The organism is Ureibacillus sp. FSL K6-2830 (assembly GCF_038004145.1).
Classification (GTDB): Bacteria; Bacillota; Bacilli; order Bacillales_A; family Planococcaceae; genus Ureibacillus; species Ureibacillus thermosphaericus.
Genome location: NZ_JBBOQR010000001.1, coordinates 626,790 through 650,928, shown reverse-complemented (window position 1 = coordinate 650,928; position 24,139 = coordinate 626,790). Strand labels below are relative to the sequence as shown.

The following is a 24,139-nucleotide window of genomic DNA, read 5'->3' as shown; positions in this document are numbered from 1 at the left end:
AAAAAATCAATCTTTTTTCTTAAGTTTTAATACAACTTCTTCATCCGGTGTGACATAGAGCGTTTTTTGCTCAAAATAAATCACGAAACCTGGTTTTGCTCCATTCGGCTTTTTCACATGTCGAATTTTCGTATAGTCTACTGGTACAGAAGAGGAGCTTCTTGCTTTGCTAAAATAGGCGCTTAATATAGCAGCTTCTTTCAATGTTGTCTCGTCTGGATTATCCGAATGAATGACGACATGTGATCCTGGAATATCTTTTGTGTGAAGCCAAGTATCGGATTTTTTAGCTAATTTAAAGGTTAAATAGTCGTTTTGTTTATTGTTTTTGCCGACCGATATAGGAACCCCTGTTGATGACATAAATTTTTCAGGAACAGGTTTTAATTGTTTTTGCTTTTGTTTTTTGTTTCGTTTTTTCAAATAGCCTTGTTCTGCTAGTTCATCACGAATTTCTTCAATATCCGTTGGGCTTGCTTGGTTTACTTGGTTGATGAGCATTTCAAAATATTCAATTTCCTCTTTTGTTTTATCAATTTGCTCTTTTACCCGAATGAGCGCATGTTTAGCTTTATTGTATTTCGCATAATAGCTTTGGGCATTTTCGATAGGTGTTTTTCTTTCATCTAATGGTATTGTCAATTCTTGTTCATTGTAGTAATTCGTTACGGTAACTTCCTTCATGCCTTTGTCGAATTGGTATAAATTAGCCATTAATAGTTCGCCATATAATTGGTATTGATCTAATTTGGAAGCTTGTTCTAAGTCTTTATGTAACTTTTTTAATTTTGTTTTTAATTTATTGATTTCATTTTGTAAAAAGCGTTCTAAGTCGCCCGCTTGTTGTTTTACACGGTCCCTTTCAGCTCTTCTGTAAAATGCTCGGTCTAGGAGGGAGCTTAAATCAACAAAAAACGTATTTTTCCCCGATACATGAGTAATTGTTGTCGGTGAAAAATAAGGTTTTCCATCTACTTCTAAATAAGTAGGATTAGCACTAGCAAGAATTTCGTTTATAAACGTGCGGAATATTTCAATTTTATTGTTTTCGTCCTTCATTCGATGCAATAATTCTTTAGCATGAAAAGGAGAAAATCCAGCAAAATGAGCAACTACTTCTTGTGATGTTTTTTCATTTGAGAAAAAGTTCGTAATCTCCTCATCAGATATTGTAATCGGATTGGCTTTTTGTTGTGCTGGTGGATGGATATACTCAAAACCTGGAAGCACTGTTCGATAACTGTTAACGGAAGGTGGTAAATGTTTTAATCCATCGATGATTTTATTTTCATCGTCAACTAAAATTAAATTACTATGTCGTCCCATTATTTCAACGATTAACTTCCGAGTCACTTGGTCACCAATTTCGTTTTTACTTTCAATGTGAAAAGTAATCAATCTCTCAAAACCATTGTTTTCAATTCGAGTAATAATGCCGCCTTCAATATGTTTGCGGAGGAGCATGCAAAACATTGGCGGTTCTTGTGGATTATCAATCGATTCTTTTGTTATGTGAACACGGGCATATGATGGGTGAATGGAAAATAATAATTTCTCATTTTTCCCTTTTGCCCGGATATGGAGCACCACTTCCAATGCATTCGGTTGATGAACTTTTGAAATCCGTCCGGTTTCAAGTCCCTTCAGTTCATTGATCATCGCTACTGTAAATAATCCATCAAATGCCATAATTGTTCCTCTTTTCTTGAAAAATCACTGATCTATTATTTTATCATGTTTCTATATCTCTGCATTGATTCTAAAGCAATTCCCAAGATATGAAAAGTTTATTAAGAAAAATTCTTTTGACATTTAACAACAATTGAATTATCTTATTATTGAACGGTGGTCAATAAATTGATTGCAACGAGAAAGACATGGAGGATTTATTATGGCAAGAGATGCGTCAAAACCTGGTCTTACGCCAAACATGATAATGGATGCAGCAAGAGATTTGTTCGTAAAAAACGGCTATCAGCAAGTTTCGATGCGTCAAATTGCAAAAGAACTTGGCTGCTCACACGGAGCTCTGTATTATCATTTTCAAAGTAAAGCGGAATTATTTTATGCATTGGTAAAGGAATATTTTGTTCTATTGGAACAGGAATTGGATCATGTGTTGGAGCAGGACATTGAAAACTCGGAAAAACTTGAGCAATGTATGCTTGGGTACATCAAGTTTGGTTTAAACCATCAGAGCCATTATGAAATTATGTTTATGCTTAAAGATGATGAGGTGCGCAATTTCATCAATGAAGAACCGATAAAGGTATATGACAAGTTTGCCAATGCTTTATACACATTATCGAATCAAAAATTGCAATTAAAGGATATTTGGTCAATTTTTCTTTCCTTGCATGGTTTTGTCAGTCACTATTTATCGCATATTGTTGGTTATGATGAGGTGGAGGGTGCTGCGGTTGATCATGTGAAATTTTTGCTTAAGGGAGTGTGTTAATTTTTTTTACATATATTTAACCAGTGGTCAATAAAACTTGATGAACCTTTAATTGACCACTGGACAATAAAAAGGAGGAGTTTTTTATGAAAAAAGTATTGGTTCTTGGTGCTTCAGGGAATATGGGTTCTTCACTTGTAAAAGAATTTTCCGATCGGGGAATCGAAGTGAAAGCTTTTGCACGAAATAAGGAGAAATTGCTGAGGCTATTCCACAACGAAGAACGAGTGGAAGTGGTGCAAGGAGACTTATTTAATCAAACCGATTTACTTAAAGCAGCCCAAGATGTGGATTTAATCGTCCATTCAGTGAATATCCCTTATCAACAATGGAAAAAACTGCCTGTATTAATGGACAATGTCATTCAAACGGTAAAAATGTACAACTTAAAATTGGCTTATGTTGATAATATCTATGCTTATGGTCGAAGCGTCGGCAAAAAAATGACGGAGGATATGCCGAAAAATCCTCATACTAAAAAAGGGAAAATCCGATTGCAATTGGAAAACATGATCAAGAATTCCGAAATTACATATACAATTGCCCATTTCCCGGATTTTTACGGTCCAAATGCGGACAATACCACATTAAATACAACCATCAGTGCCGTTATCAACAATAAAAAGGCCATGTTTTTAGGAAATCCAAAGTTGGCGAGAGAATACATCTATTTGCCTGACGGAGCAAAGGCTTTTGTAAACTTGGTAATGAATGAAAAGGCTTATGGGCAAGAGTGGAATATCCCTTCATACGGTCCAATTACCGGGGAAGAAATCATTCAAATGATCCGTGAGCTTACGGGATATGATAAAAAATTCTCCATTGTAACGAAAAGAATGGTTCAAATGGTAGGATTATTCAACCCATTTATGCGTGAATTTGCGGAGATGTTTTATTTAATTGATGAACCTGTTGTGTTAAGCGGTGAAAAATATGAGCGGGAAATCGGTCCCCTACCAAAAACATCATACTATGATGGACTAAGAGAAATTTTTCAAATAAAATAAAAAAGCTAAGTTCATCTTCTAATAATGGATAAATACGTTATAATTTTTTAATCATGTGTTATAATTGGAGCATAGCTTTATGAAAGGTGTGACTTACCTTGGTGCGTAGTATGACTGGTTTTGGCAGAGGTGTCACAACTACGAATGATTATCAACTGACAGTAGAAATTCGCTCAGTGAATCATCGCTTTTTAGAAATTTATACAAAATTTCCGAAAGAGTGGTTAGAGGCAGAACTGCTTGCAAAAAAAATCATATCCCAATATGTAAAACGAGGGAAATTTGATTGTTTAGTAAACTTAAAACTTACTGGTGAAGAAGTAAAAGATTTTAAAATTAATTGGTCTCTTATTGAAGCCTATAAAAATGCAAAAGATGAACTTCGCCAAGTAATCCCAATAGATGAGCAATATTCCATGCAAGAAGTGCTATCATTGGAAGGTGCACTTTTATATGAAAAAAAGGAGTTAACACCAGAAGAGATTGCATCTAGTGTTGAAATTGCTGTCCGAGAAGCGATGGAAAAATTAGTGGAAATGCGAGAGCGAGAAGGACAAGAATTAAAACAAGTGTTGCTCGAATATAATGATGAGCTTAAAGCGCAAGTAAAATTTATTCGTGAACATTCGCAAGATGCAGTAAAAAAACATCGAGAAAAATTGACAGAAAGATTAGCAGAAATTGCAGATGTGGAAGAAGTAGAAGATAGAATACTTGCTGAAGTCGCTATTTTCGCTGATCGGATTGATATATCGGAAGAATTGGACCGACTTGAAAGTCACTTCCAGCAGTTAGAAGAGACGTTAGAAGAACCTTTTTCCATAGGAAGAAAATTAGATTTCCTTATGCAAGAAATGCTCAGAGAAATTAATACAATTGGGTCGAAAAATCAGGCTGTAATCATTTCACCAGTGGTTGTTCAATCAAAAACTATTTTAGAAAAAATGCGAGAACAAGTTCAAAATATTGAATAAGCTTGGAAAGGTAGTAATAAGGGAGAGTATGAAATTGATGAAAAAAGAGCGCGGATTATTAATTGTTCTTTCTGGCCCATCTGGTGTTGGGAAAGGAACAGTAAGAAAAGAGCTTTTTAAACAACCGAATACAAATTATGAATACTCCATTTCAATGACAACTCGAAAACCTCGTGAGGGAGAAGTCGATGGAGTCGATTATTTTTTTAAAACTCGAGAAGAGTTTGAAAAATTAATCGAGGAGGGAAAACTATTAGAGTATGCTGAATTTGTAGGCAACTATTATGGCACCCCTCTCGATTATGTAAATGAAACATTGGATGCAGGCCGCGATGTTTTTTTAGAAATCGAAGTTCAAGGAGCGGCTCAAATTCGCGAAAAAGTTCCGGAAGCTCTTTTCATCTTTTTAGCACCTCCTAGTTTGTCAGAGTTAGAAAGACGATTAATAGGTCGCGGTACAGAAACGGAAGAAATTATTCAAAAGAGAATTGAAACTGCAAAAGAAGAACTTGAAATGATGAGTTTATATGATTATGTTGTAGAAAATGATGAAATTCAAAAAGCTTGTGAAAAAATAAATGCAATCATCATGGCTGAACATTGCCGCCGTGAACGTGTTGAAAAAAGATATTTATCGATGTTGAAAGGAGAATGATGATGTTATATCCATCCATTGATGTGTTGAAAGAAAAAGTAGACTCCAAATATTCATTAGTTAGTTTAGCATCAAAACGTGCCCGTCAATTACAAGAACTTGGAAACTTTAAATTATCTGAGTATAAATCACATAAACCAGTTGGGAAAGCGTTGGAAGAAGTTGCTGCAGGTTTATTAGAAATGGAAATCCAAGATGCTAACAAAGTTTATTCTGATGAACAATAGAAGTAAAATTTAATGTAAAACTACGAGTAGCTCCCGGAGAAACATTCTTTGGGAGCTTATCCTTTGAAAGGGTGAAAGTTGATGAGTCGAAAAATTTTGCTAGGAGTGTCTGGCGGTATTGCGGTTTACAAAGCAGTAGCATTAGTAAGTAAATTAACTCAAGCAGGGTTTCAAGTAAAAGTAATGATGACCGAATCAGCGATGAAATTTGTTACACCCCTTACTTTCCAAGTGATGTCAAAAAATGATGTGTATATTGATACGTTCGATGAAAAAGATCCAAGTTCAATTGCTCATATTGAATTAGCTGACTGGGCGGATTTAGTGATTGTTGCACCTGCGACAGCGAATATCATTGGTAAACTTGCCAATGGAATTGCTGATGATATGTTGACAACAACACTGCTCGCTACAACGAGCCCAGTATGGATTGCCCCAGCTATGAACGTGCATATGTATGACCATCCTGCTGTAAAACGCAATATCGCACAGCTTGCAAGAGACGGCTATTCCTTTATTGAACCATCAGAAGGGTATTTAGCTTGTGGATATGTTGGTAAGGGACGATTAGAAGAGCCGGAGAAAATAACGGAGTTGGTGATTCAATATTTTGAAAGAGAAGAGAAAAAATGATGATTGCCGAAGTCATTGTTGACGTGTCCGCATATCCAGTCGACCGCCCTTTTGATTACTTCATTCCAGAACAAGTAGAAGAGCTTATTGAATGTGGTTGTCGAGTAAAAGTGCCTTTTGGAAATCGGAATGTTCTCGGATTTGTTGTTGGGATAAAGAATGAGACGGATGTTCCGTTAGATAAAATTAAGCCAATCGCGTCATTACTCGATATTGAGCCGGTATTGACAAGTGAAATGCTTCAATTGGCAAAATGGTTGAAACAAGAAACGATTTGTTATGAAATCGATTGCTTACAAGTAATGTTGCCATCAGCACTTAGGGCAAAGTATGAAAAAATGGTCGTTCTTCAAACTAATGTAGAAAATTTAGATGAACCTTTAAAACATTACTTCCACAAGTCGACAAAAGTGAACTATAAAGAATTTGAGAAAAATAATTTGCTCATCCCTTTAAAAAAAGCGTTAAATAAGAAATTACTTTCCCTTGAAAACGTAGTTAAACAAAAAGTCCAAGTAAAAGAAATTAGGAAAGTAAAAGTTTCAGATAATCTTCAACTTCTTCAAGAAGTATATGATAAGTTATCCAACCGTGCCAAAAAACAAAAACAACTGCTTTTATGGATGAAACAACACGTTGGGGAAATATTGGAACCTGATTTTATTTACAAGGAAACAAACTGTTCCCCTCAAGTGTTACAAGCAATCATTGAGCAAGGTGCTGCTGAATTTATATTAGAAGAAGTGTATCGAAATCCTTTTAAGAAGGATGTTAAAAAAACAGATTTTTTAACTTTAACAGAGGAACAAAAACAAGCATTACATAAAATTGTAGAAGCGATGGACAATCGTTCCCCTGAAACTTTCTTATTACATGGGGTAACCGGAAGCGGTAAAACGGAAGTTTATTTGCAGGCAATTCAGCATTGCATTCAGCAAGGTAAAGATGCGATTGTACTTGTTCCAGAAATTTCCCTCACTCCGCAAATGACAAATCGCTTCCGTTCAAGATTTGGTGAACTTGTTGCGGTGATGCATAGCGGTTTGTCAATCGGTGAAAAGTACGATGAATGGAGGAAAGTTCATCAACAAAAAGTGAAGGTTGTTGTCGGTGCGCGATCCGCAGTATTTGCTCCCTTTGAAAATGTAGGACTCATCATCCTCGATGAAGAGCATGAATCGTCTTATAAACAAGAAGATACACCGAGATATCATGCAAGGGATGTTGCCATTTGGAGAAGTAAATATCATCATTGTCCAGTGATTTTAGGAAGCGCTACGCCAAGCCTTGAATCCTACGCTCGTGCTAGAAAAAACGTGTATAAATTATTGACATTAAAAGGGCGTGCATTAAATCAACCCCTACCGACTGTTGAAATTGTTGATATGAGGGAAGAATTAAAAAAGGGAAATCGTTCCATGTTTTCTGAAAAATTAACTGAGTCCATTCGTGATCGGTTAAAAAAGAAAGAGCAAATCGTGTTGTTTTTAAATCGGAGAGGGTATTCTTCCTTCGTTTTATGCCGAGATTGCGGAACGGTGATGCAATGTGAAAATTGTGATATTTCCTTAACATATCATCGCTACAATGAAAAATTAAAATGCCATTATTGTGGATATGAACAGTTTGTACCAACAATTTGTCCAGAATGCGGTAGCGACCATATTCGTTATTTTGGAACAGGTACTCAAAAAGTGGAAGAAGAATTGATGAAACTCTTTCCAGAGGCAAGGGTATTAAGAATGGATGTAGATACGACAAAACAGAAAGGTGCACATGAGGCGATATTAGAGAATTTTGGAGCTGGCAAAGCGGATATACTGCTCGGAACTCAAATGATTGCCAAAGGATTGGACTTTCCAAACATTACCCTTGTTGGTGTACTAAGTGCCGATACTTCGCTGCATTTGCCAGATTTTCGCGCAGCTGAGCGGACATTCCAACTGCTTACTCAAGTAAGTGGTCGTGCGGGGAGAGCGGAAAAGCATGGTGAGGTAATTATTCAATCCTACACACCGGAACATTATGCAATTGAACTTGCGAAAACCCAACAATATGAACCATTTTATGAAAGAGAAATGATGGTTCGCCATGGTGCGGCATATCCACCATATTATTTTATAGCACTCATCCAAGTAGCACATGAAGACGTATTGTTAGCAGCAGAATATGCTAATAAATGTGCAGAATTTCTTCGTACTCATCTTTCTTTTAATGCTTCTATTATTGGACCGACGACAGCAGGCATCGTTCGTCTGCAAAATAGATATCGCTATCAATGTTTGATAAAATACAAAATAGAGCCGAATTTAATTCCAACATTTTTACAGTTATTGAAAATATATCGTACGGATTGGATAAAAAAGGGTGTCGTATTAACAATTGATTTAGACCCCTCCATGATTTAAATAGAAAGAGGTTACCTAATGATTAGAGAAATCGTAAAGCATCCGGCAAAAGTATTAACACAGCCATGTAAAGAAGTAACAGTAATTGATGAAGAGATTATCTCTTTATTAGATGATATGTACGAAACGATGGTTGAATATGACGGTATGGGTATTGCTGCTCCTCAAGTTAATGTTCCCCTTCGTATTGCCATTGTTGAGTTAGGTGAAGAGCGAACATTGATTGAAATGATTAACCCTACAGTCATCGAAACGGACGGTTCATCAGTGGACATCGAAGGTTGTTTAAGTTTCCCTGGGCTTTATGGAGAAGTGGAAAGACCGAATTATGTTAAAATTGAAGCCCATGATCGAAACGGTCAAGTATATCAATTGGAAGCAACGGATTACGATGCTCGCTGTATTTTACATGAAATTGACCATTTAGATGGCATTTTATTCAATTCTAAAATTACACGTGTCTATACTGAAGAAGAATTAGAGGAAATGTTCGAGGAGGAGGAAGGATAAAATATGACAAAAATCGTGTTTATGGGTACTCCGGAATTTTCAGTTCCTATTTTGCGCATGCTTCATGAAGAAGGATATGAAGTTGCAGCAGTCGTCACGCAACCGGACCGTCCTGTTGGAAGAAAACGGGTGCTAACTCCTCCTCCAGTAAAAGAAGAAGCACTTCGTTTAGGATTAAAAGTTCTTCAACCTGAGAAATTAAAAGGTTCTGAAGAAATGAGCGAATTAATTCATATGAATCCCGATTTAATTGTTACGGCTGCTTATGGTCAAATCTTGCCAAAAGAGTTGTTGGAAGCGCCAAAATGGGGATGCATTAATGTGCATGCATCGCTATTGCCAAAATATCGCGGTGGTGCGCCGATTCATCAAGCCATTATTAACGGAGAAGAGAAAACAGGCGTTACCATTATGTATATGGCAGAAAAATTAGATGCGGGTGATATCATTTCCCAAAGAGAAATCCCTATTGAAGAAATGGACCATACGGGCATCATGTTTGAAAAACTGAGCCTTTTGGGAAGAGATTTATTAAAGGATACGCTTCCTAGCATCCTAAATGGTACAAATGAACGCATTCCGCAGGATGAAACAAGAGCGACTTTTGCACATAATATTACAAGGGAACAAGAGCGAATAGATTGGACAAAAAGTGCGAGAAGTATTTATAACCAAGTGCGTGGCCTACATCCATGGCCGGTTGCCTATACAACCTTTAAAGGTGACAATGTGAAAATTTGGTGGGCAAAAGTAGGTGACTCACAAGTTACAGCTCGTCCTGGTGAAGTGGTGAAAATTGAAAAAGATTATTTTGAAGTGGCTACTGGTGAAGGAACCCTTGCAATAATCGAATTACAACCTGCAGGTAAAAAACGCATGTCAGCGGAAGATTATTTACGTGGCATGGGTTCAAAATTGCAGATTGGAGATTTATTTGAATGAGAAAGAAGAAGAAAAGTATTCATATTTGGGATGGTAATGTGCGAGATGCGGCGTTAAGCATACTACTTGCCGTAGACAAGAACCAAGCATATTCGAACCTATTATTAAACCAAACAATCAATAAATATCATATTGAAGCAAAAGATCGGGCCTTGCTGACGGAATTAACCTATGGAACTCTTCAATATAAATATGCCTTGGATTATTATTTAGAACCGTATATTCGTGGCAAAATAGAACAATGGATTCGATGGCTTTTAAGACTTTCGGTTTACCAAATGGTCTATTTATCGAAAATTCCTGAGCATGCAATTGTTCATGAAGCTGTAGAAATTGCCAAAAGGAGAGGCCATAAAGGAATTGCTTCCATGGTGAATGGTATTTTGCGATCTATCACCAGAATGGGCATTCCGTCGCTAGAAAAAATAAAAGATCCAATTGAGCGTATAGCTATAGAAACAAGTCATCCTAGATGGATTGTAGAAATGTTTGTTGACTCATATGGACTAGAAAAAACGGTTGCTATGTTAAAAGAGAATAATATTGCTCCGAAGCAAACTGTCCGAGTGAATACTTTAAAAGCTACAGTAGGTGAAGCGATAGAGTTATTAGCTCAAGAAGATATTCAGGCAGAGCAAAGTAAAGTGATTCCACAATGTTTAAATCTATTAAACGGACAAGCTGCTAGAACGGAAACTTTTCGGCAAGGTATCATAACGATTCAAGATGAGAGTTCAATGATGCCAGCAATCGTTTTAAATCCAAAGCCGGGCGAACGGGTACTAGATATGTGTGCCGCTCCTGGTGGAAAAACGACTCATATGGCAGAAATCATGAAAAATGAAGGTTCCATTCTTGCAACGGATATTCATCCTCATAAATTAGATTTAATTGAAGAAAACTGTGCAAGGCTTGGAATTAATATTGTTGAAACAGCACCAATTGACGGTAGGAAAGCAGCGGAATTATTACAGCCTGAATCATTCGATGCAATCCTTGTTGATGCACCGTGCTCTGGATTAGGTGTTATGCGTCGAAAACCGGATATCAAATATACAAAAAGAGAAGAGGATTTTGACCGCTTACATGAAATTCAATTGGAGCTGTTAGATAATGCTGAAAAATTATTAAAACCTGGTGGAAGACTTGTGTATAGCACATGCACAGTCAGTAAAAAAGAAAATGAAGGAACAGTCGAGGCATTTTTAGCGTCTCACCCTGAGATGAAACTTGTACCTATAAACCATTTGCCAAAGCAATTATTAGAAGCACAGCACGAAGGTATGCTGCAAGTTTTTCCACAAGACTTTGGAAGTGATGGTTTCTTTGTTGCTGCCTTTGAAAAAGTTAAGTAAAAAGGAGAATCCTATTTAATGGATAACGCTATTTTAAATGAACGTATAAATGAATTAGTTGAACATGCAGAATCATCACAGAAACGTGTAAAAAAAGAAAAACCACAATTAAAAGAATCCATTTATTCATTAACATTGGATGAATTAAAACAATGGTTGAATGAAAATGGAGAAAAGCCATTCCGTGCCACACAAATTTATGAATGGCTTTATCATAAGCGGGTTAAAACTTTTGATGAAATGACAAATTTATCGAAGCAATTGCGAGATAAACTTAAAGAAAACTTTGCATTTACAACCCTTTCAACGATTGTAAAACAAGAATCAAAAGATGGAACAATCAAATTTTTATTTCAATTACAAGATAACTATTCCATTGAAACGGTATTAATGCGCCACGATTATGGAAACTCCATCTGTGTGACAACGCAAGTGGGTTGTCGGATTGGTTGTACTTTTTGTGCGTCAACTTTAGGCGGATTAAAAAGACATTTGCTTGCAGGAGAAATCGTTGAGCAAGTGGTCAAAGTGCAACAAACGTTAGATGAAGTCGGAGAAAGAGTATCCCATGTGGTGATTATGGGAATCGGTGAACCATTCGATAATTATGATGCAATGATGAAGTTTTTAAAAGTCATCAATCACGAAAAAGGCTTAAATATTGGTGCGCGTCATATAACTGTTTCTACCTCTGGTATAATACCTAAAATTTACCAGTTTGCGGATGAACAATTGCAAATTAATTTCGCATTGTCTCTTCACGCACCAAATCAAGAACTGCGTGAACGCTTAATGCCGATTGCTAGAGCGTATAAGTTAGATAAATTAATGGAAGCAATACGCTATTATACGAATAAAACTGGACGCCGTGTCACATTTGAGTATGGGTTGTTCGGTGGTGTAAACGATTCTATTGAGCAAGCAGAAGAACTAGCCCAACTGATAAAAGGAATTAAAAGCCATGTCAATTTAATTCCCGTAAACTACGTACCAGAGCGAGATTATGTGCGTACTCCAAGAAATCAAATATTTGCCTTTGAAAAAGCATTAAAAAAGAATGGCATCAATGTAACAATTCGCAGAGAGCATGGCTCAGATATTGATGCGGCGTGTGGGCAATTACGGGCGAAAGAGAGAGTTCACGAGACGAGGTGACAATTGTGAAGTTTACGGTTGAAAGTGATGTAGGGAGAAAAAGAGTTATTAATGAAGATAGGGCAGCTTTTTTAGAGCGCCCTGATTCATTAAAACTTGCTTTATTAGCTGATGGAATGGGTGGTCATAACGCTGGTGATGTTGCAAGTGAAATGGCAATTCAAGAAATGTCCAATTATTTTCTACAGGCAGAATTTCAAAATGCAACGGTGGAAGAAAAGCGAAAGTGGATGCAGGAAGCCATATCAAACATCAACAAAAAAATTTACAACTATTCCTTAGAACACGAAAACTGTAAAGGAATGGGAACAACATTTATAGCGGTGTTGATTGACCATAATCATTGTTTAATTGGTCATATTGGAGATAGTCGAGTATATCATTTTACATCAACAAGCGTTGACTTAATAACTCGTGATCATTCGTACGTTAATATATTAGTAGATAGTGGAGAAATCAGTGAGGAAGAAGCACAAAATCATCCACAGAAAAATTTTATTGTGAAAGCCTTAGGTACAGAGCCCACCATTGAACCGGATTTTTACGAGCTAACCCTGAAGGAATATTCTTATTTACTTATCTGTTCAGACGGGTTAAGCAATAAAATATCAACGGATGAAATGGCTGCCATCATTACTTATCCGATGCCTATTGCTGAAAAAGGTCGGAAACTAGTGCAATTAGCAAATGATAGCGGAGGAGAAGACAATATTTCCCTCATTCTATTAATGATGACTGAAGAGGAGGTGTAAATTATGCTTGAAGGTAAACGCATTAATGATCGCTACAAAGTTCTTGAACTCATTGGCGGCGGGGGCATGAGTTATGTGTATCTAGCCCATGACGTTATATTAAATCGAGATGTGGCCATTAAAGTGTTGCGTTATGATTCAACAAATGAAGAAGAAAGTATGCGCCGCTTTCATCGGGAAGCTTTATCTGCAACAAGTTTAATGCATCCGAATATCGTCAGTATTTATGATATCGGCGAAGATGGCGATATGCATTATATTGTTATGGAGTATGTAAAAGGGAAAACGCTAAAGCAGTACATAAAAGAAAACGCACCGCTTTCTCCTGCTCGAAGCGTTCAAATTATGAAACAACTAACGAGCGCCATCAGTCATGCCCATGAAAATCAAATTATACACCGGGACATCAAACCGCAAAACATTTTAATGGATGAAGCAGGTAATGTGAAAATAACAGATTTTGGGATTGCTACTTCCCTTGCTGCAACAAGTTATACAAAAACGAATTCAGTCATTGGGACAGTTCATTATTTGTCTCCTGAACAAGCACGCGGCGGAATAGCAACGAAAAAATCAGACATTTATGCACTAGGGATTGTGTTATATGAGTTGCTAACTGGAGAGGTACCCTTCTCTGGGGAATCCGCAGTATCAATTGCTTTAAAACATTTGCAAGCAGAAACACCTTCTGTTCGTAACTTCGATGCATCCATTCCACAAAGTTTAGAAAATGTCATTTTAAAGGCGACAGCAAAAAATCCTGACCATAGATATGCTTCAGTGGAAGAGATGGCAGCGGATTTAGAAACGGTATTATCTCCCTCTCGGCAACATGAACCGAAATTTCACCCTCTTGTTGATAATGAAGAAACGAAAGCTATTCCAGTTATAAAAGATGTAATGCCGATCGATGAATTGGCAAAAACGAAAGAAATAAAACCGATCATTTCAGATCATAAAAAGAAAAAAATAAATGAAGAAGTGAAAAAGAAACCAACAAAACTAAAGAAAAATAGAAAAAAACTTTGGACAATCATCGGGGTAGCTGCTCTTGTTCTCATCATAGGACTAATTGGACTCGTTAATTTGATGATGCCGGATAAAGTTGAGATACCGGACGTTTCAAATATGGAAGTGGAAGAAGCTACTGAGATTCTAGAAAAGGCAGGGTTTGTCATCGGTGAAATCCGTGAAAAGAATTCCGATGAAATTGAAGAAGGGCTAGTCATAGAAACTGATCCAAAAGCTGGTTTATCAAGAGTAAAAGGAACAGAAATTGATTTAATCATTTCAATTGGCATCGAAAAAGTTGAAATGAACGATTATGTAGGAAAACAATTAAATCAAGTTCTTTCCATCATTAGTAAAGAATTTAAGGATGTAAAAATTATCGAGGAATATTCAAATCAACCGGAAGGGATAATCATTGGTCAAGATCCAGCACCGGGAGAAGAAGTTGTTCCTGAAGATTCAATTGTAACGCTTACAGTTAGTAAAGGGAAACAAATTGGAACTGTCAGTGATTTAACAGGCTTTAATCAATCTGCTATGAGGGAATATGAAAAGACTTCAGGATTTAAAATAAAAATTGTCGAAGAAGTGTATTCAGACGACATTCCAGCTGGAAGCGTTGTATCACAAGATCCTAAGCCGAACACAAAATTAGAAATTGGAGAATCGGTGAACGTAGTAATATCAAAAGGACCAAAACAAAAACGCGAAAAATTATACGTAAAAGAAGTTGTGATACCGTATGATCATGCATTAATGGGTGAAGAACAAATAGTTAGAATTTATATTCAAGACAAATCTAATACGATGGATAAACCGTATGATGAAATTAAAATTACTGAAGATACGACTTATCAAATTCAATTAGTAATTCAAGAGGGTTCAACAGCATCCTACATGATTGAAAAAGATTCGGTAATTATTGAAAAAGATACAATACCATTTGAAAGAGGAGATTAAGGAGGAATTGGATGCCTAATGGGCAAATTCGAAAGGCTTTAAGTGGATATTACTATGTATATGATGAAGGAAAATTATTGCAATGTCGAGGACGAGGGGTATTCCGTAAGCGAGGGGAACAGCCTCTCGTCGGCGACTTTGTTGAATATGAGAAAGTGGAAGAAGGATCTGATGGTGTTATAAAGAAAATTTTTCCGCGAAAAAATGAATTAATACGACCACCTATTGCAAATGTTGATCAATCATTGCTCGTATTTTCCGTAAAAGAGCCTGATTTTAATACAATTTTACTAGATCGTTTTTTAGTAATATTAGAATCTCATCAAGTGATCCCAATCATTTGCTTAACTAAGATGGATTTGTTGACGGAAAAAGAAAAAGATGAAATAAATTCATATATCAAAATCTATAAAGATATTGGCTATGAAGTGGTAGATACTTACAAAAACGATCCAACATTACTAGATAGATTAGAGCCGATCCTTAAAGGAAAAACAACAGTATTGGCAGGACAATCTGGAGTTGGAAAGTCTACATTATTAAACACTTTAATTCCAAATCTCAATTTAAAAACAGGGGAAATATCCCAAAGCCTTGGAAGAGGAAAGCATACGACAAGACATGTTGAGTTAATCGAAGTGGCTGGTGGACTTGTTGCAGATACGCCAGGATTTAGTTCTTTTGAATTTGAGCATCTTGAAAAAGAGGATTTAACAACTTGTTTTCCTGAGTTTGAACGAAAAAAAGATGAATGCAAATTTCGTGGGTGTCTTCATTTGAAAGAACCAAAATGTGCCATAAAGGCTGGGGTTGAATCTGGAGACATTCTAGAATTTCGTTACGAACATTATTTACAATTTTTGCAAGAAATAATAGATCGAAAGCCGAGGTATTAGTTATGATAAAAATAGCACCATCCATATTATCAGCGAATTTTGCGAAATTAGGGGACGAAGTAAAGGAAGTGGAGGAAGCTGGAGCAGACCTTATTCATATTGATGTAATGGATGGTCATTTCGTTCCTAATATTACAATGGGTCCTATCGTTGTGGAGGCTTTACGTCCCGTTACAAAATTACCGTTAGATGTGCATTTAATGATTGAAAATCCAGATCAGTATATTGAGGCATTTGCAAAAGCTGGAGCAGATTGGATTTCTGTTCATGTCGAAGCTTGTCCACATTTACATCGCACGATTCAACTAATTCGTTCTTTTGGTGTAAAACCTGGAGTAGTATTAAATCCGCACACACCGATTGATATGATTCAACACGTATTAGGAGATGTAGATTTTGTATTGTTGATGACGGTGAACCCTGGTTTTGGGGGACAAAAGTTTATTGATAGCGTTGTGCCAAAAATTGAAGCTCTCTCCAAAATGATTAAAGAAAACGGATATAATGTAGAAATTGAAATTGATGGTGGCATTACGGAGGAAACAATTATTCCGTGTGCGAAAGCGGGAGCGACGATTTTTGTAGCTGGTTCAGCTATTTACAATAAAGAAGATCGAAAATTTGCGTTGCATGCTATTAAAACGAGTGGTGAGGCTGCAATTCAACAATGAAAAGAGTATTAATTTGTGCTGGCGGTCCAAAAAACGAATTATGTTCATTTGAAATGTATGCTAAAGAAAAGGACATGTATTTTATTGGTGCAGATCGCGGCGCACTTTATTTGCTTGAAAAAGGAATTGTTCCAGATGAAATCATCGGGGATTTTGATTCATTATCGAAGGAAGAATGGGAAATAATTCACTCTAAAGTAAAAAAAATTGAAAAGTATCGCTCAGAAAAAGATGAAACTGACACCGACTTAGCACTGCTAAAAGCTGTTTCCTACAATCCGAATGAAATTTTGATTACAGGAGTAACTGGTGGACGCTTGGACCATTTTGAAGCGGCTCTTCGTTCTTTATATAAAATGAAGGCACAATGTCCGCATATTGAACATAGAATTATTAATAGCCACAATGAAATTAGCATACTGTTACCAGGAACGCATACGATTTCTCGAGATGAAAGATATCGTTACCTTTCATTTTTCTCTTTTATACAAGCGGTAGAAAATGTGACGTTACGCGGTGTGAAATATGAGACAACGCGGGAAAGGATTGAAGTGGGTTCTAGCCGATTTACTAGCAATGAGCTCGTAGGGGAGCAAGGTTATATCTCCTTTTCATCAGGCATATGTTTAATGATAAGAAGCAGTGACTTATAAGGAGGTCTCAGTGTGCGAGTTTATACTTTTCAATTGCCAAAGTTTTTAAGTAATCTTACCCGTTCTTGCATCAATTTGTTCTCAGGCAGTAATAAAAAGAAAAAAAGAAAAGAGTAGTTTATCGTATTCATCTGTTATTATCTTTTGATTATTTTGGTCTAGCTCCCAGTAAAGGGGCTGTCTGAAAAGCAATTTGAGACGGTCTCTTTGTGACTGTCGCGCATAGTTACAGATAAGTTGCGACAAGGATAGTGAAAACTTTGTTTTACTACCGCAGGAGTAAAAGATTTATCAGAGACATCATAAGAAGTAAGGGTGTGTAGAAAGTTTTCAATTTTCTACACACCTCATTTTATTTTCTCTCAAAATAAAAAAGCGTAAATAAAGTACGTTAAAAACGACTTTACTTACGCTTTTATATACGCGTCATTATACACGTTCTACTTTACCTGATCTTAAAGCACGAGTAGAAACCCAAACGCGTTTAGGTTTTCCATCAACTAAAATACGTACTTTTTGAAGGTTAGGTTTCCAAGTACGTTTGTTAGCGTTCATTGCGTGTGAACGTTTATTACCTGTACGAGTTTTACGACCAGTTACTACACATTTTTTTGGCATCTATATTCCCTCCTTACAGATGAATCTGAAAGATTTTTTTCAGTTCGAGTATTTCACATACCATAATAATTTAACATAGACAAAAAATCTATGCAACTATTTTAGAGAATAGTTTCAAGAAAAAAGCCTTTACAGTCTAATAAAAAAGATGAAGGATTAGGTGAAAAAATGTTGTTACAAAATAAAATATAACACAAGATTTTAACGAAGTTATAGGAAAATACTGATAAACTAGACGAGCAACATCGTTCTCTTTTATAATCAAATTTTGTATAGTACAATATTTTTAGTTAAAATGAGCCAAGGGGGCAGTATCATGTCAATCGAAATTAGAACAGATTACGGCCAAATTGATATTTCTAATGATGTTATCGCTCAAATTGCTGGTGGAGCAGCTATTGAATGTTATGGTATTGTTGGAATGGCAAGTAAACATCAAATTCGAGATGGGTTAACGGATATTTTGAGAAAAGAGAATTTTGCGAAAGGTGTCATTGTACGGCAAGAAGGAGAAAATCTCCACATTGATATGTATATCATTGTCAGCTATGGGACTAAAATTTCTGAAGTAGCTTATCAAGTCCAATCAAAAGTAAAATATACAATAAATAAGACATTAGGTTTGAACGTGAAATCAGTCAATATTTTCGTTCAAGGCGTTCGTGTAATGAACGGTGAATAGAGGAGGATATTAATCGAATGAAGTTATTAGATGGAACAAAATTTGCAGAGATGGTTCAGATGGGATCGCACCATCTAACTCAAAATGCAGATTTTGTAGATTCATTAAACGTATTCCCAGTACCAGATGGAGATACGGGAACTAATATGAATTTATCAATGATATCCGGGGCAAAAGAAACGGAAGCAAACGCCCAAAAACATATCGGTAAAACTGCCCAAAGTTTATCAAAAGGTTTATTGATGGGGGCACGAGGAAACTCTGGGGTAATCTTATCCCAACTATTCCGTGGCTTTGGAAAATATTTAGAAAAAGAAAGTGAAATTAACGCGAAACAATTTGCTCAAGCTTTTCAAGCGGGAGTAGACACTGCCTATAAAGCGGTTATGAAGCCTGTAGAAGGGACAATTTTAACAGTTGCTCGTGAAGCAGCGGCAAAAGCGGTTGAAGTGGCAGAACATGAACAAGATATCATTAAAGTGATGGAAGCGCTTGTAGAAGAAGCTAAAAATTCATTAAAACGCACACCAGAATTGCTCCCTGTACTGAAAGAAGTTGGTGTAGTTGATAGTGGCGGACAAGGTCTTGTTTTTATTTATGAAGGCTTTTTAGCATCATTAAAAGGGGAAGCGCTACCAGAAAAAACGAAAGTCGATCATCTTGAAGAATTAGTAAATGCTGAACATCATCGGGCACAAGAGTTTATGAGCACAGAGGATATCGTATACGGTTATTGTACGGAAATTATGGTTCGTTTTGAGTCGGGAAAAGATCCCTTTGATGAAGCGAAGTTTCGTGAAGATTTAAGTAAGCTCGGGGATTCTTTACTGGTTGTTTCAGACAATGAAATTGCAAAAGTACATATCCATACTGAAACACCTGGAGTTGTTCTAAACGAAGGGCAAAAGTACGGAAGCCTCATTAAAATAAAAGTCGACAATATGCGTGAACAACATTCAGCAATCGTGAGTCCCGAGAAGAATGAAAAACAAACTGTTGAAAAACATCCATATGCTATCGTGACAGTTGCAATGGGTGAAGGGATTAGCAACTTGCTTCGTAGCATCGGAGCGTCTTATGTCATAGAAGGCGGTCAAACGATGAATCCTTCCACAGAAGATATCGTGAGAGCAGTAAAAGAAATCGGTGCAGAAAAAGTAATAATTTTACCAAATAACAAAAATATTGTGATGGCTGCTGAACAGGCGGTAGAACTATTAGATATTGAAGCGGCTGTAGTGCCAACAAAAACAATTCCTCAAGGGATGGCAGCGATATTTGCATTCAATCCGGGCGCATCCGTTGAAGAGAATAAAGAAGCAATGACAGAAGCGATTTCAGGAGTGAAGACGGGACAAATTACCTTTGCTGTAAGAGATACGACAATTGACGGCGTAGAAATCCATAAAGATGATTACATGGCACTTGCTGACGGAAAAATTGTTGCTTCAACTTCCGATATGTTAGATGCTACTTACAATTTATTGTCTCATCTAATTGATGATGACACAGAAATTGTAACGATGATTTATGGTGAAGATGCAACTGAAGAACAAGTCAATGCAGTCGTTCGGTTCATTGAGGATCGATTCTCACATGTAGAATTGGATATTATCGATGGAAAACAAACATTATATCCGTTTATCTTCTCAGTAGAATAAAAAAGCGTCTCTTCTAGGGACGTTTTTTATTTTATATAGAGTTTCTAATAAGTGGCAGGTGAAAAAATATTATTGTTTTGATAGAAACTGATAGTTCATGTTACACTTAATTCAAACTTAACAAATAGGTGATGTTATGAAATTTACCTCTGTTTTTGATATTATCGGTCCCATCATGGTAGGCCCTTCTTCCTCTCATACAGCAGGAGCTGTTCGGATAGGGAAAGTGGCAAGGGATTTATTTGGAAAAAAACCAACGTGGGCAAAAATCCATTTATATGGTTCTTTTGCGGAAACTTACCGCGGTCATGGGACAGATGTTGCCATTGTAGGTGGATTATTAAATTTTGACACTTTCGATACTAGAATTATTGATTCCTTTAAGCATGCAAAAGAAGAAAATTTACAATTTGAATTTATTCCAGAAACAGCAAACAAAGAACATCCTAATACAGCAAGAATAGTATTGGGTGATGAAGAATCGGAATTGTCGATTGAAGCGATTTCGATTGGCGGTGGAAAAATTGAAATTAGTGAAGTAAATGGATTTAAATTGCGTTTAACTGGCGGGATGCCTGCTATTTTAGTCGTTCACAATGACCGGGCAGGTTGCATTGCGAATGTAGCCAACATTTTAGCCATGCATGATGTGAATATTGGGCATATGGAAGTGTCTCGAATCGACCGCGGTTCTACAGCATTAATGGTCATTGAAGTTGACCAAAATGTAGATGAAAAAATACTAACTCAAATTTCTTTAATCCCTAATATTACGAAAGTTTCGAAAATCAATACTTAAAAGAGGAGATGCTATGGATTTACTATTTCGAAATGTCAGAGAATTAATTGAGCTTTGTGAAAATGAAAATAAAAGCATATCTGAAGTGATGATTGAACAAGAACTATTAATGACGAATCGCTCTAGAGAAGAAATTATTGAGCAGATGGATAAAAATTTAACTGTGATGGAACAAGCAGTTGAACGAGGATTAAAAGGTGTAAAATCAGTCACTGGTTTGACTGGTGGTGATAGTGTTTTATTGCAAAAGTACATTGAAAAAGGAAACACTCTATCAGGAGAATTGATGTTAGATGCGGTAAGTAAAGCAATGGCAACAAATGAAGTGAATGCAGCTATGGGAATCATTTGTGCAACACCTACTGCTGGTTCCGCCGGAGTGGTGCCTGGCACTCTTTTTGCTGTAAAGAATAAGCTTAATCCTACTCGTGAACAAATGATTCGTTATTTATTTACTGCAGGTGCTTTCGGGTTTGTGGTAGCAAATAACGCAAGCATTTCTGGTGCAGCTGGAGGTTGCCAAGCGGAGGTAGGTTCAGCCGCAGGAATGGCTGCTGCTGCCATTGTAGAAATGGCTGGAGGAACGCCAAAACAAAGTGCAGAAGCTTTCGCCATTACGTTAAAAAATATGCTAGGTCTAGTTTGTGACCCGGTTGCTGGATTGGTGGAAGTTCCTTGTGTAAAACGAAATGCAATCGGTGCAAACAACGCTCTTGTTGCTGCGGACATGGCGCTTGCTGGAATCGAAAGTAGAATTCCTTGCGATGAAGTAATTGGTGCTATGTTTAGAATTGGGCAAACAATGCATCCAAACTTGAAAGAAACTGGTAGAGGAGGACTTGCTGCTACACCGACTGGAAAAGCAATTGCTGCAAAAATATTTGGAGCGTGAAGATATATTGGGACAAATCGAATTAGAACCCGTTACCAATATTAAAGGCGTAGGAACAGAAACCGCTGAATTATTAAATGAATTAGGGATTTATCATATACATGATCTAATCATGTATTTTCCATATCGGTATGAGGACTTTCGATTAAAGGATTTAGCAGAAACGCCTCATAACGAACAAGTAACAATAGAAGCAAGAGTAGAAAGCATGCCTGTCGTCTTTTTTACCGGACGGAAGAAGTCAAGACTTCAAGTAAGCGTTTTCTCTGGTAGGCATATTGTTAAAGTGGTTTTCTTTAATCAACATTATTTAAAAGAACGGTTAACTCCAGGTACCATTATTACTGTTTCAGGGAAATGGGATAGAGGACGGCAAACGATAACTGCATCGTCAGTCAAATTTGGAGCGAAGGAAATTAACCAAGATTTTGAACCGATTTATCGTTTAAAAGGCAATCTGCATCAAAATAAATTTCGGAAGTTTATGCGGCAAGCACTCGATCTTGCAAAAGGACAGATGGCTGAAAAGCTGCCAAATAAAATAAGAGAACAATATCAATTGTTATCTATCGAAGAAGCATTAGAGGGCATTCATTTTCCGAAAGATGCTAATCATTTGAAGCAGGCTCGCAGGCGTTTTATTTACGAGGAACTTCTTATGTTTCAACTGCGCATTCAAGCATTGCGCAAGTCGAGAAAAGATCATGAAAAAGGGATTGTTATTCAGTATGATTTGGAAAAACTAAAGAAATTTATTCAACAAATTCCTTTTGAATTGACAAATGCCCAAAAACGAGTCGTAAATGAAATTTGCAAAGATTTAAAATCACCATTTCGCATGAATAGGCTTCTGCAGGGGGATGTTGGTTCAGGGAAAACGATCGTTGCTGCAATAACCTTGTATGCTTGCGTTACAGCAGGTTTCCAAGGTGCTTTAATGGCACCTACGGAAATATTAGCAGAACAACATTATGCTTCTCTGGAAAGTTTATTCCAACCGATGGGTGTAACAATTGCACTGCTAACGGGCTCTACAAAAGCAAAAGACCGAAAAATCATTTTAGAACAGTTGGAGAATGGGGAAATCCAAGTCATTATTGGAACACATGCCCTAATTCAACCTGATGTCACGTTCAATCGTCTAGGGTTTGTCATAACCGATGAACAACATCGCTTTGGAGTGGAACAAAGGAGAATCTTGAGGGAAAAAGGGATGCACCCAGACGTGCTCTTTATGACAGCAACACCTATTCCGCGTACATTAGCTATTACGGCATTTGGAGAAATGGATGTTTCCGTCATCGATGAAATGCCTTCTGGACGCAAGCAAATTGAGACGCACTGGATGAAAAAAGAACAGTTGAATGCAAGCCTTGTGAAAATGGAGATGGAATTGAAAAAAGGTCGCCAAGCATACGTTATATGTCCATTAATTGAAGAATCAGAGAAGATAGATGTCCAAAATGCGGTAGAGGTATATGAACAGTTAAGAAGAATATTCCACGGACGCTACAAAGTAGGGCTCATGCACGGTCGGCTTCATCCCGATGAAAAAGATCAAGTGATGCGAGATTTTAAAGAAGGGAACATACATGTGCTCGTTTCTACGACAGTTGTGGAAGTAGGAGTGAACGTGCCGAATGCAAGTTTCATGCTAATTTATGATGCGGATCGTTTTGGGCTTGCACAGCTCCATCAGCTGCGTGGTCGAGTTGGACGTGGGAGCTATCAATCTTACTGTGTGTTGCTAGCGAATCCAAAAACCGATGAAGGAATTGAACGAATGAGGAGTATGACAGAAACGAATGATGGTTTCCGTTTAGCTGAAAAAGATTTAGAATTACGTGGCCCTGGAGACTTCTTCGGTAAAAAACAAAGCGGCTTACCGGATTTTAAAATAGCTGACTTAGTGCATGATTATCGAGTATTGGAAGTTGCTCGAAATGATGCTGTAAAGCTTATTAATGATGAGCGTTTTTGGAAAGAGGATGAATATAGGATTCTGCGGGAAATGTTAGAACAATCCGGTGCATTAAATGGAGAGAGAATGGATTGATGTACTCAATTAATAGAAAGCAAGAACAAAACATAAATTAAATAGAGGATTTAGGAAGTGTTTTTATTGAGCATTGAAAGAACTCAATAATTGAACGTAACAATTCGTTGTTGCGTTCTTTTTTATGGAAATGTATACTGGTGTTAGTACCAAGTGCTAAAACA

At 36.9% G+C, this 24,139-nt stretch carries 22 protein-coding genes and 1 pseudogene; 21 read left to right on the top strand and 2 right to left on the bottom strand.

The window, feature by feature from the left end; genetic code table 11:
* Positions 1–6: 6 nt before the first annotated feature.
* Positions 7–1,689: an Rqc2 family fibronectin-binding protein gene (locus tag NSU17_RS03260; protein WP_340704269.1), complete on the bottom strand. Its 1,683-nt coding sequence runs from the start codon at positions 1,687–1,689 to the stop codon at positions 7–9.
* A gap of 202 nt (positions 1,690–1,891) precedes the next feature.
* Between NSU17_RS03260 and NSU17_RS03255 the strand changes: the two genes are divergently transcribed.
* From NSU17_RS03255 to NSU17_RS03180, 16 genes and pseudogenes are all read left to right on the top strand, one after another.
* A complete protein-coding gene (locus NSU17_RS03255) occupies positions 1,892–2,458 on the top strand; it encodes a TetR/AcrR family transcriptional regulator (RefSeq protein ID WP_340704268.1) in 567 nt (188 codons plus the stop codon).
* Between the two features lie 86 nt (positions 2,459–2,544).
* The gene (locus NSU17_RS03250) at positions 2,545–3,465 is read left to right on the top strand and encodes an NAD(P)H-binding protein (RefSeq protein WP_340704267.1); all 921 of its coding nucleotides are present in this window, start codon (positions 2,545–2,547) and stop codon (positions 3,463–3,465) included.
* 98 nt (positions 3,466–3,563) lie between these two features.
* Entirely contained in the window at positions 3,564–4,439 is an 876-nt protein-coding gene (locus NSU17_RS03245; RefSeq protein WP_340704266.1) for a YicC/YloC family endoribonuclease, read from the top strand.
* Between the two features lie 37 nt (positions 4,440–4,476).
* Complete coding sequence (gene gmk, locus NSU17_RS03240; RefSeq protein WP_016837471.1) at positions 4,477–5,094, top strand: guanylate kinase; 618 nt, start codon at positions 4,477–4,479, stop codon at positions 5,092–5,094.
* Positions 5,095–5,096: 2 nt separating this feature from the next.
* The gene (gene rpoZ / locus NSU17_RS03235; RefSeq protein ID WP_016837470.1) at positions 5,097–5,321 is read left to right on the top strand and encodes a DNA-directed RNA polymerase subunit omega; all 225 of its coding nucleotides are present in this window, start codon (positions 5,097–5,099) and stop codon (positions 5,319–5,321) included.
* An 81-nt stretch (positions 5,322–5,402) separates the two neighbouring features.
* Positions 5,403–5,948: pseudogene (gene coaBC, locus NSU17_RS03230) on the top strand (bifunctional phosphopantothenoylcysteine decarboxylase/phosphopantothenate--cysteine ligase CoaBC); the annotation flags it as partial.
* A 5-nt stretch (positions 5,949–5,953) separates the two neighbouring features.
* Complete coding sequence (gene priA / locus NSU17_RS03225) at positions 5,954–8,362, top strand: primosomal protein N' (RefSeq protein ID WP_340705474.1); 2,409 nt, start codon at positions 5,954–5,956, stop codon at positions 8,360–8,362.
* An 18-nt stretch (positions 8,363–8,380) separates the two neighbouring features.
* A complete protein-coding gene (gene def, locus NSU17_RS03220; protein ID WP_340704265.1) occupies positions 8,381–8,872 on the top strand; it encodes a peptide deformylase in 492 nt (163 codons plus the stop codon).
* A 3-nt stretch (positions 8,873–8,875) separates the two neighbouring features.
* On the top strand, positions 8,876–9,814 hold the full coding sequence (gene fmt, locus NSU17_RS03215; RefSeq protein ID WP_340704264.1) for a methionyl-tRNA formyltransferase: 939 nt from the start codon (positions 8,876–8,878) through the stop codon (positions 9,812–9,814).
* Positions 9,811–11,169, top strand: a complete 1,359-nt coding sequence (gene rsmB, locus NSU17_RS03210; protein ID WP_340704263.1) for a 16S rRNA (cytosine(967)-C(5))-methyltransferase RsmB — start codon at positions 9,811–9,813, stop codon at positions 11,167–11,169. The genes fmt and rsmB overlap by 4 nt, the downstream gene beginning before the upstream one ends.
* 18 nt (positions 11,170–11,187) lie before the next feature.
* Positions 11,188–12,324, top strand: coding sequence for a 23S rRNA (adenine(2503)-C(2))-methyltransferase RlmN (gene rlmN, locus NSU17_RS03205; RefSeq protein ID WP_340704262.1), 1,137 nt, complete (start codon positions 11,188–11,190; stop codon positions 12,322–12,324).
* A 5-nt stretch (positions 12,325–12,329) separates the two neighbouring features.
* Positions 12,330–13,076, top strand: a complete 747-nt coding sequence (locus tag NSU17_RS03200) for a Stp1/IreP family PP2C-type Ser/Thr phosphatase (protein ID WP_340432952.1) — start codon at positions 12,330–12,332, stop codon at positions 13,074–13,076.
* Between the two features lie 3 nt (positions 13,077–13,079).
* On the top strand, positions 13,080–15,047 hold the full coding sequence (gene pknB, locus NSU17_RS03195; protein ID WP_340704261.1) for a Stk1 family PASTA domain-containing Ser/Thr kinase: 1,968 nt from the start codon (positions 13,080–13,082) through the stop codon (positions 15,045–15,047).
* Between the two features lie 11 nt (positions 15,048–15,058).
* Entirely contained in the window at positions 15,059–15,943 is an 885-nt protein-coding gene (rsgA, locus tag NSU17_RS03190; protein WP_340704260.1) for a ribosome small subunit-dependent GTPase A, read from the top strand.
* Between the two features lie 2 nt (positions 15,944–15,945).
* Positions 15,946–16,614: a ribulose-phosphate 3-epimerase gene (gene rpe, locus NSU17_RS03185; protein WP_340704259.1), complete on the top strand. Its 669-nt coding sequence runs from the start codon at positions 15,946–15,948 to the stop codon at positions 16,612–16,614.
* Positions 16,611–17,267: a thiamine diphosphokinase gene (locus NSU17_RS03180; protein ID WP_340704258.1), complete on the top strand. Its 657-nt coding sequence runs from the start codon at positions 16,611–16,613 to the stop codon at positions 17,265–17,267. Before rpe ends, NSU17_RS03180 begins: the two co-directional genes overlap by 4 nt.
* Before the next feature lie 429 nt (positions 17,268–17,696).
* Here the strand turns inward: NSU17_RS03180 and rpmB are convergent, their stop codons facing one another.
* Complete coding sequence (gene rpmB, locus NSU17_RS03175; protein WP_016837458.1) at positions 17,697–17,885, bottom strand: 50S ribosomal protein L28; 189 nt, start codon at positions 17,883–17,885, stop codon at positions 17,697–17,699.
* Between the two features lie 316 nt (positions 17,886–18,201).
* Here rpmB and NSU17_RS03170 point away from each other — a divergent pair, with 316 nt between their 5' ends.
* From NSU17_RS03170 to recG, 5 genes are all read left to right on the top strand, one after another.
* Positions 18,202–18,567 carry an Asp23/Gls24 family envelope stress response protein gene (locus tag NSU17_RS03170; RefSeq protein ID WP_096550630.1) on the top strand — a complete coding sequence of 122 codons (366 nt, stop codon included), beginning with the start codon at positions 18,202–18,204 and terminating at the stop codon, positions 18,565–18,567.
* 17 nt (positions 18,568–18,584) lie between these two features.
* Positions 18,585–20,228, top strand: coding sequence for a DAK2 domain-containing protein (locus NSU17_RS03165; protein ID WP_340704257.1), 1,644 nt, complete (start codon positions 18,585–18,587; stop codon positions 20,226–20,228).
* Between the two features lie 136 nt (positions 20,229–20,364).
* Positions 20,365–21,027, top strand: a complete 663-nt coding sequence (gene sdaAB / locus NSU17_RS03160; protein ID WP_340704256.1) for an L-serine ammonia-lyase, iron-sulfur-dependent subunit beta — start codon at positions 20,365–20,367, stop codon at positions 21,025–21,027.
* Between the two features lie 13 nt (positions 21,028–21,040).
* The gene (gene sdaAA, locus NSU17_RS03155; protein WP_340704255.1) at positions 21,041–21,919 is read left to right on the top strand and encodes an L-serine ammonia-lyase, iron-sulfur-dependent, subunit alpha; all 879 of its coding nucleotides are present in this window, start codon (positions 21,041–21,043) and stop codon (positions 21,917–21,919) included.
* A gap of 7 nt (positions 21,920–21,926) precedes the next feature.
* Positions 21,927–23,975, top strand: a complete 2,049-nt coding sequence (recG, locus tag NSU17_RS03150) for an ATP-dependent DNA helicase RecG (RefSeq protein WP_445684086.1) — start codon at positions 21,927–21,929, stop codon at positions 23,973–23,975.
* The last annotated feature ends 164 nt before the right edge of the window (positions 23,976–24,139 follow it).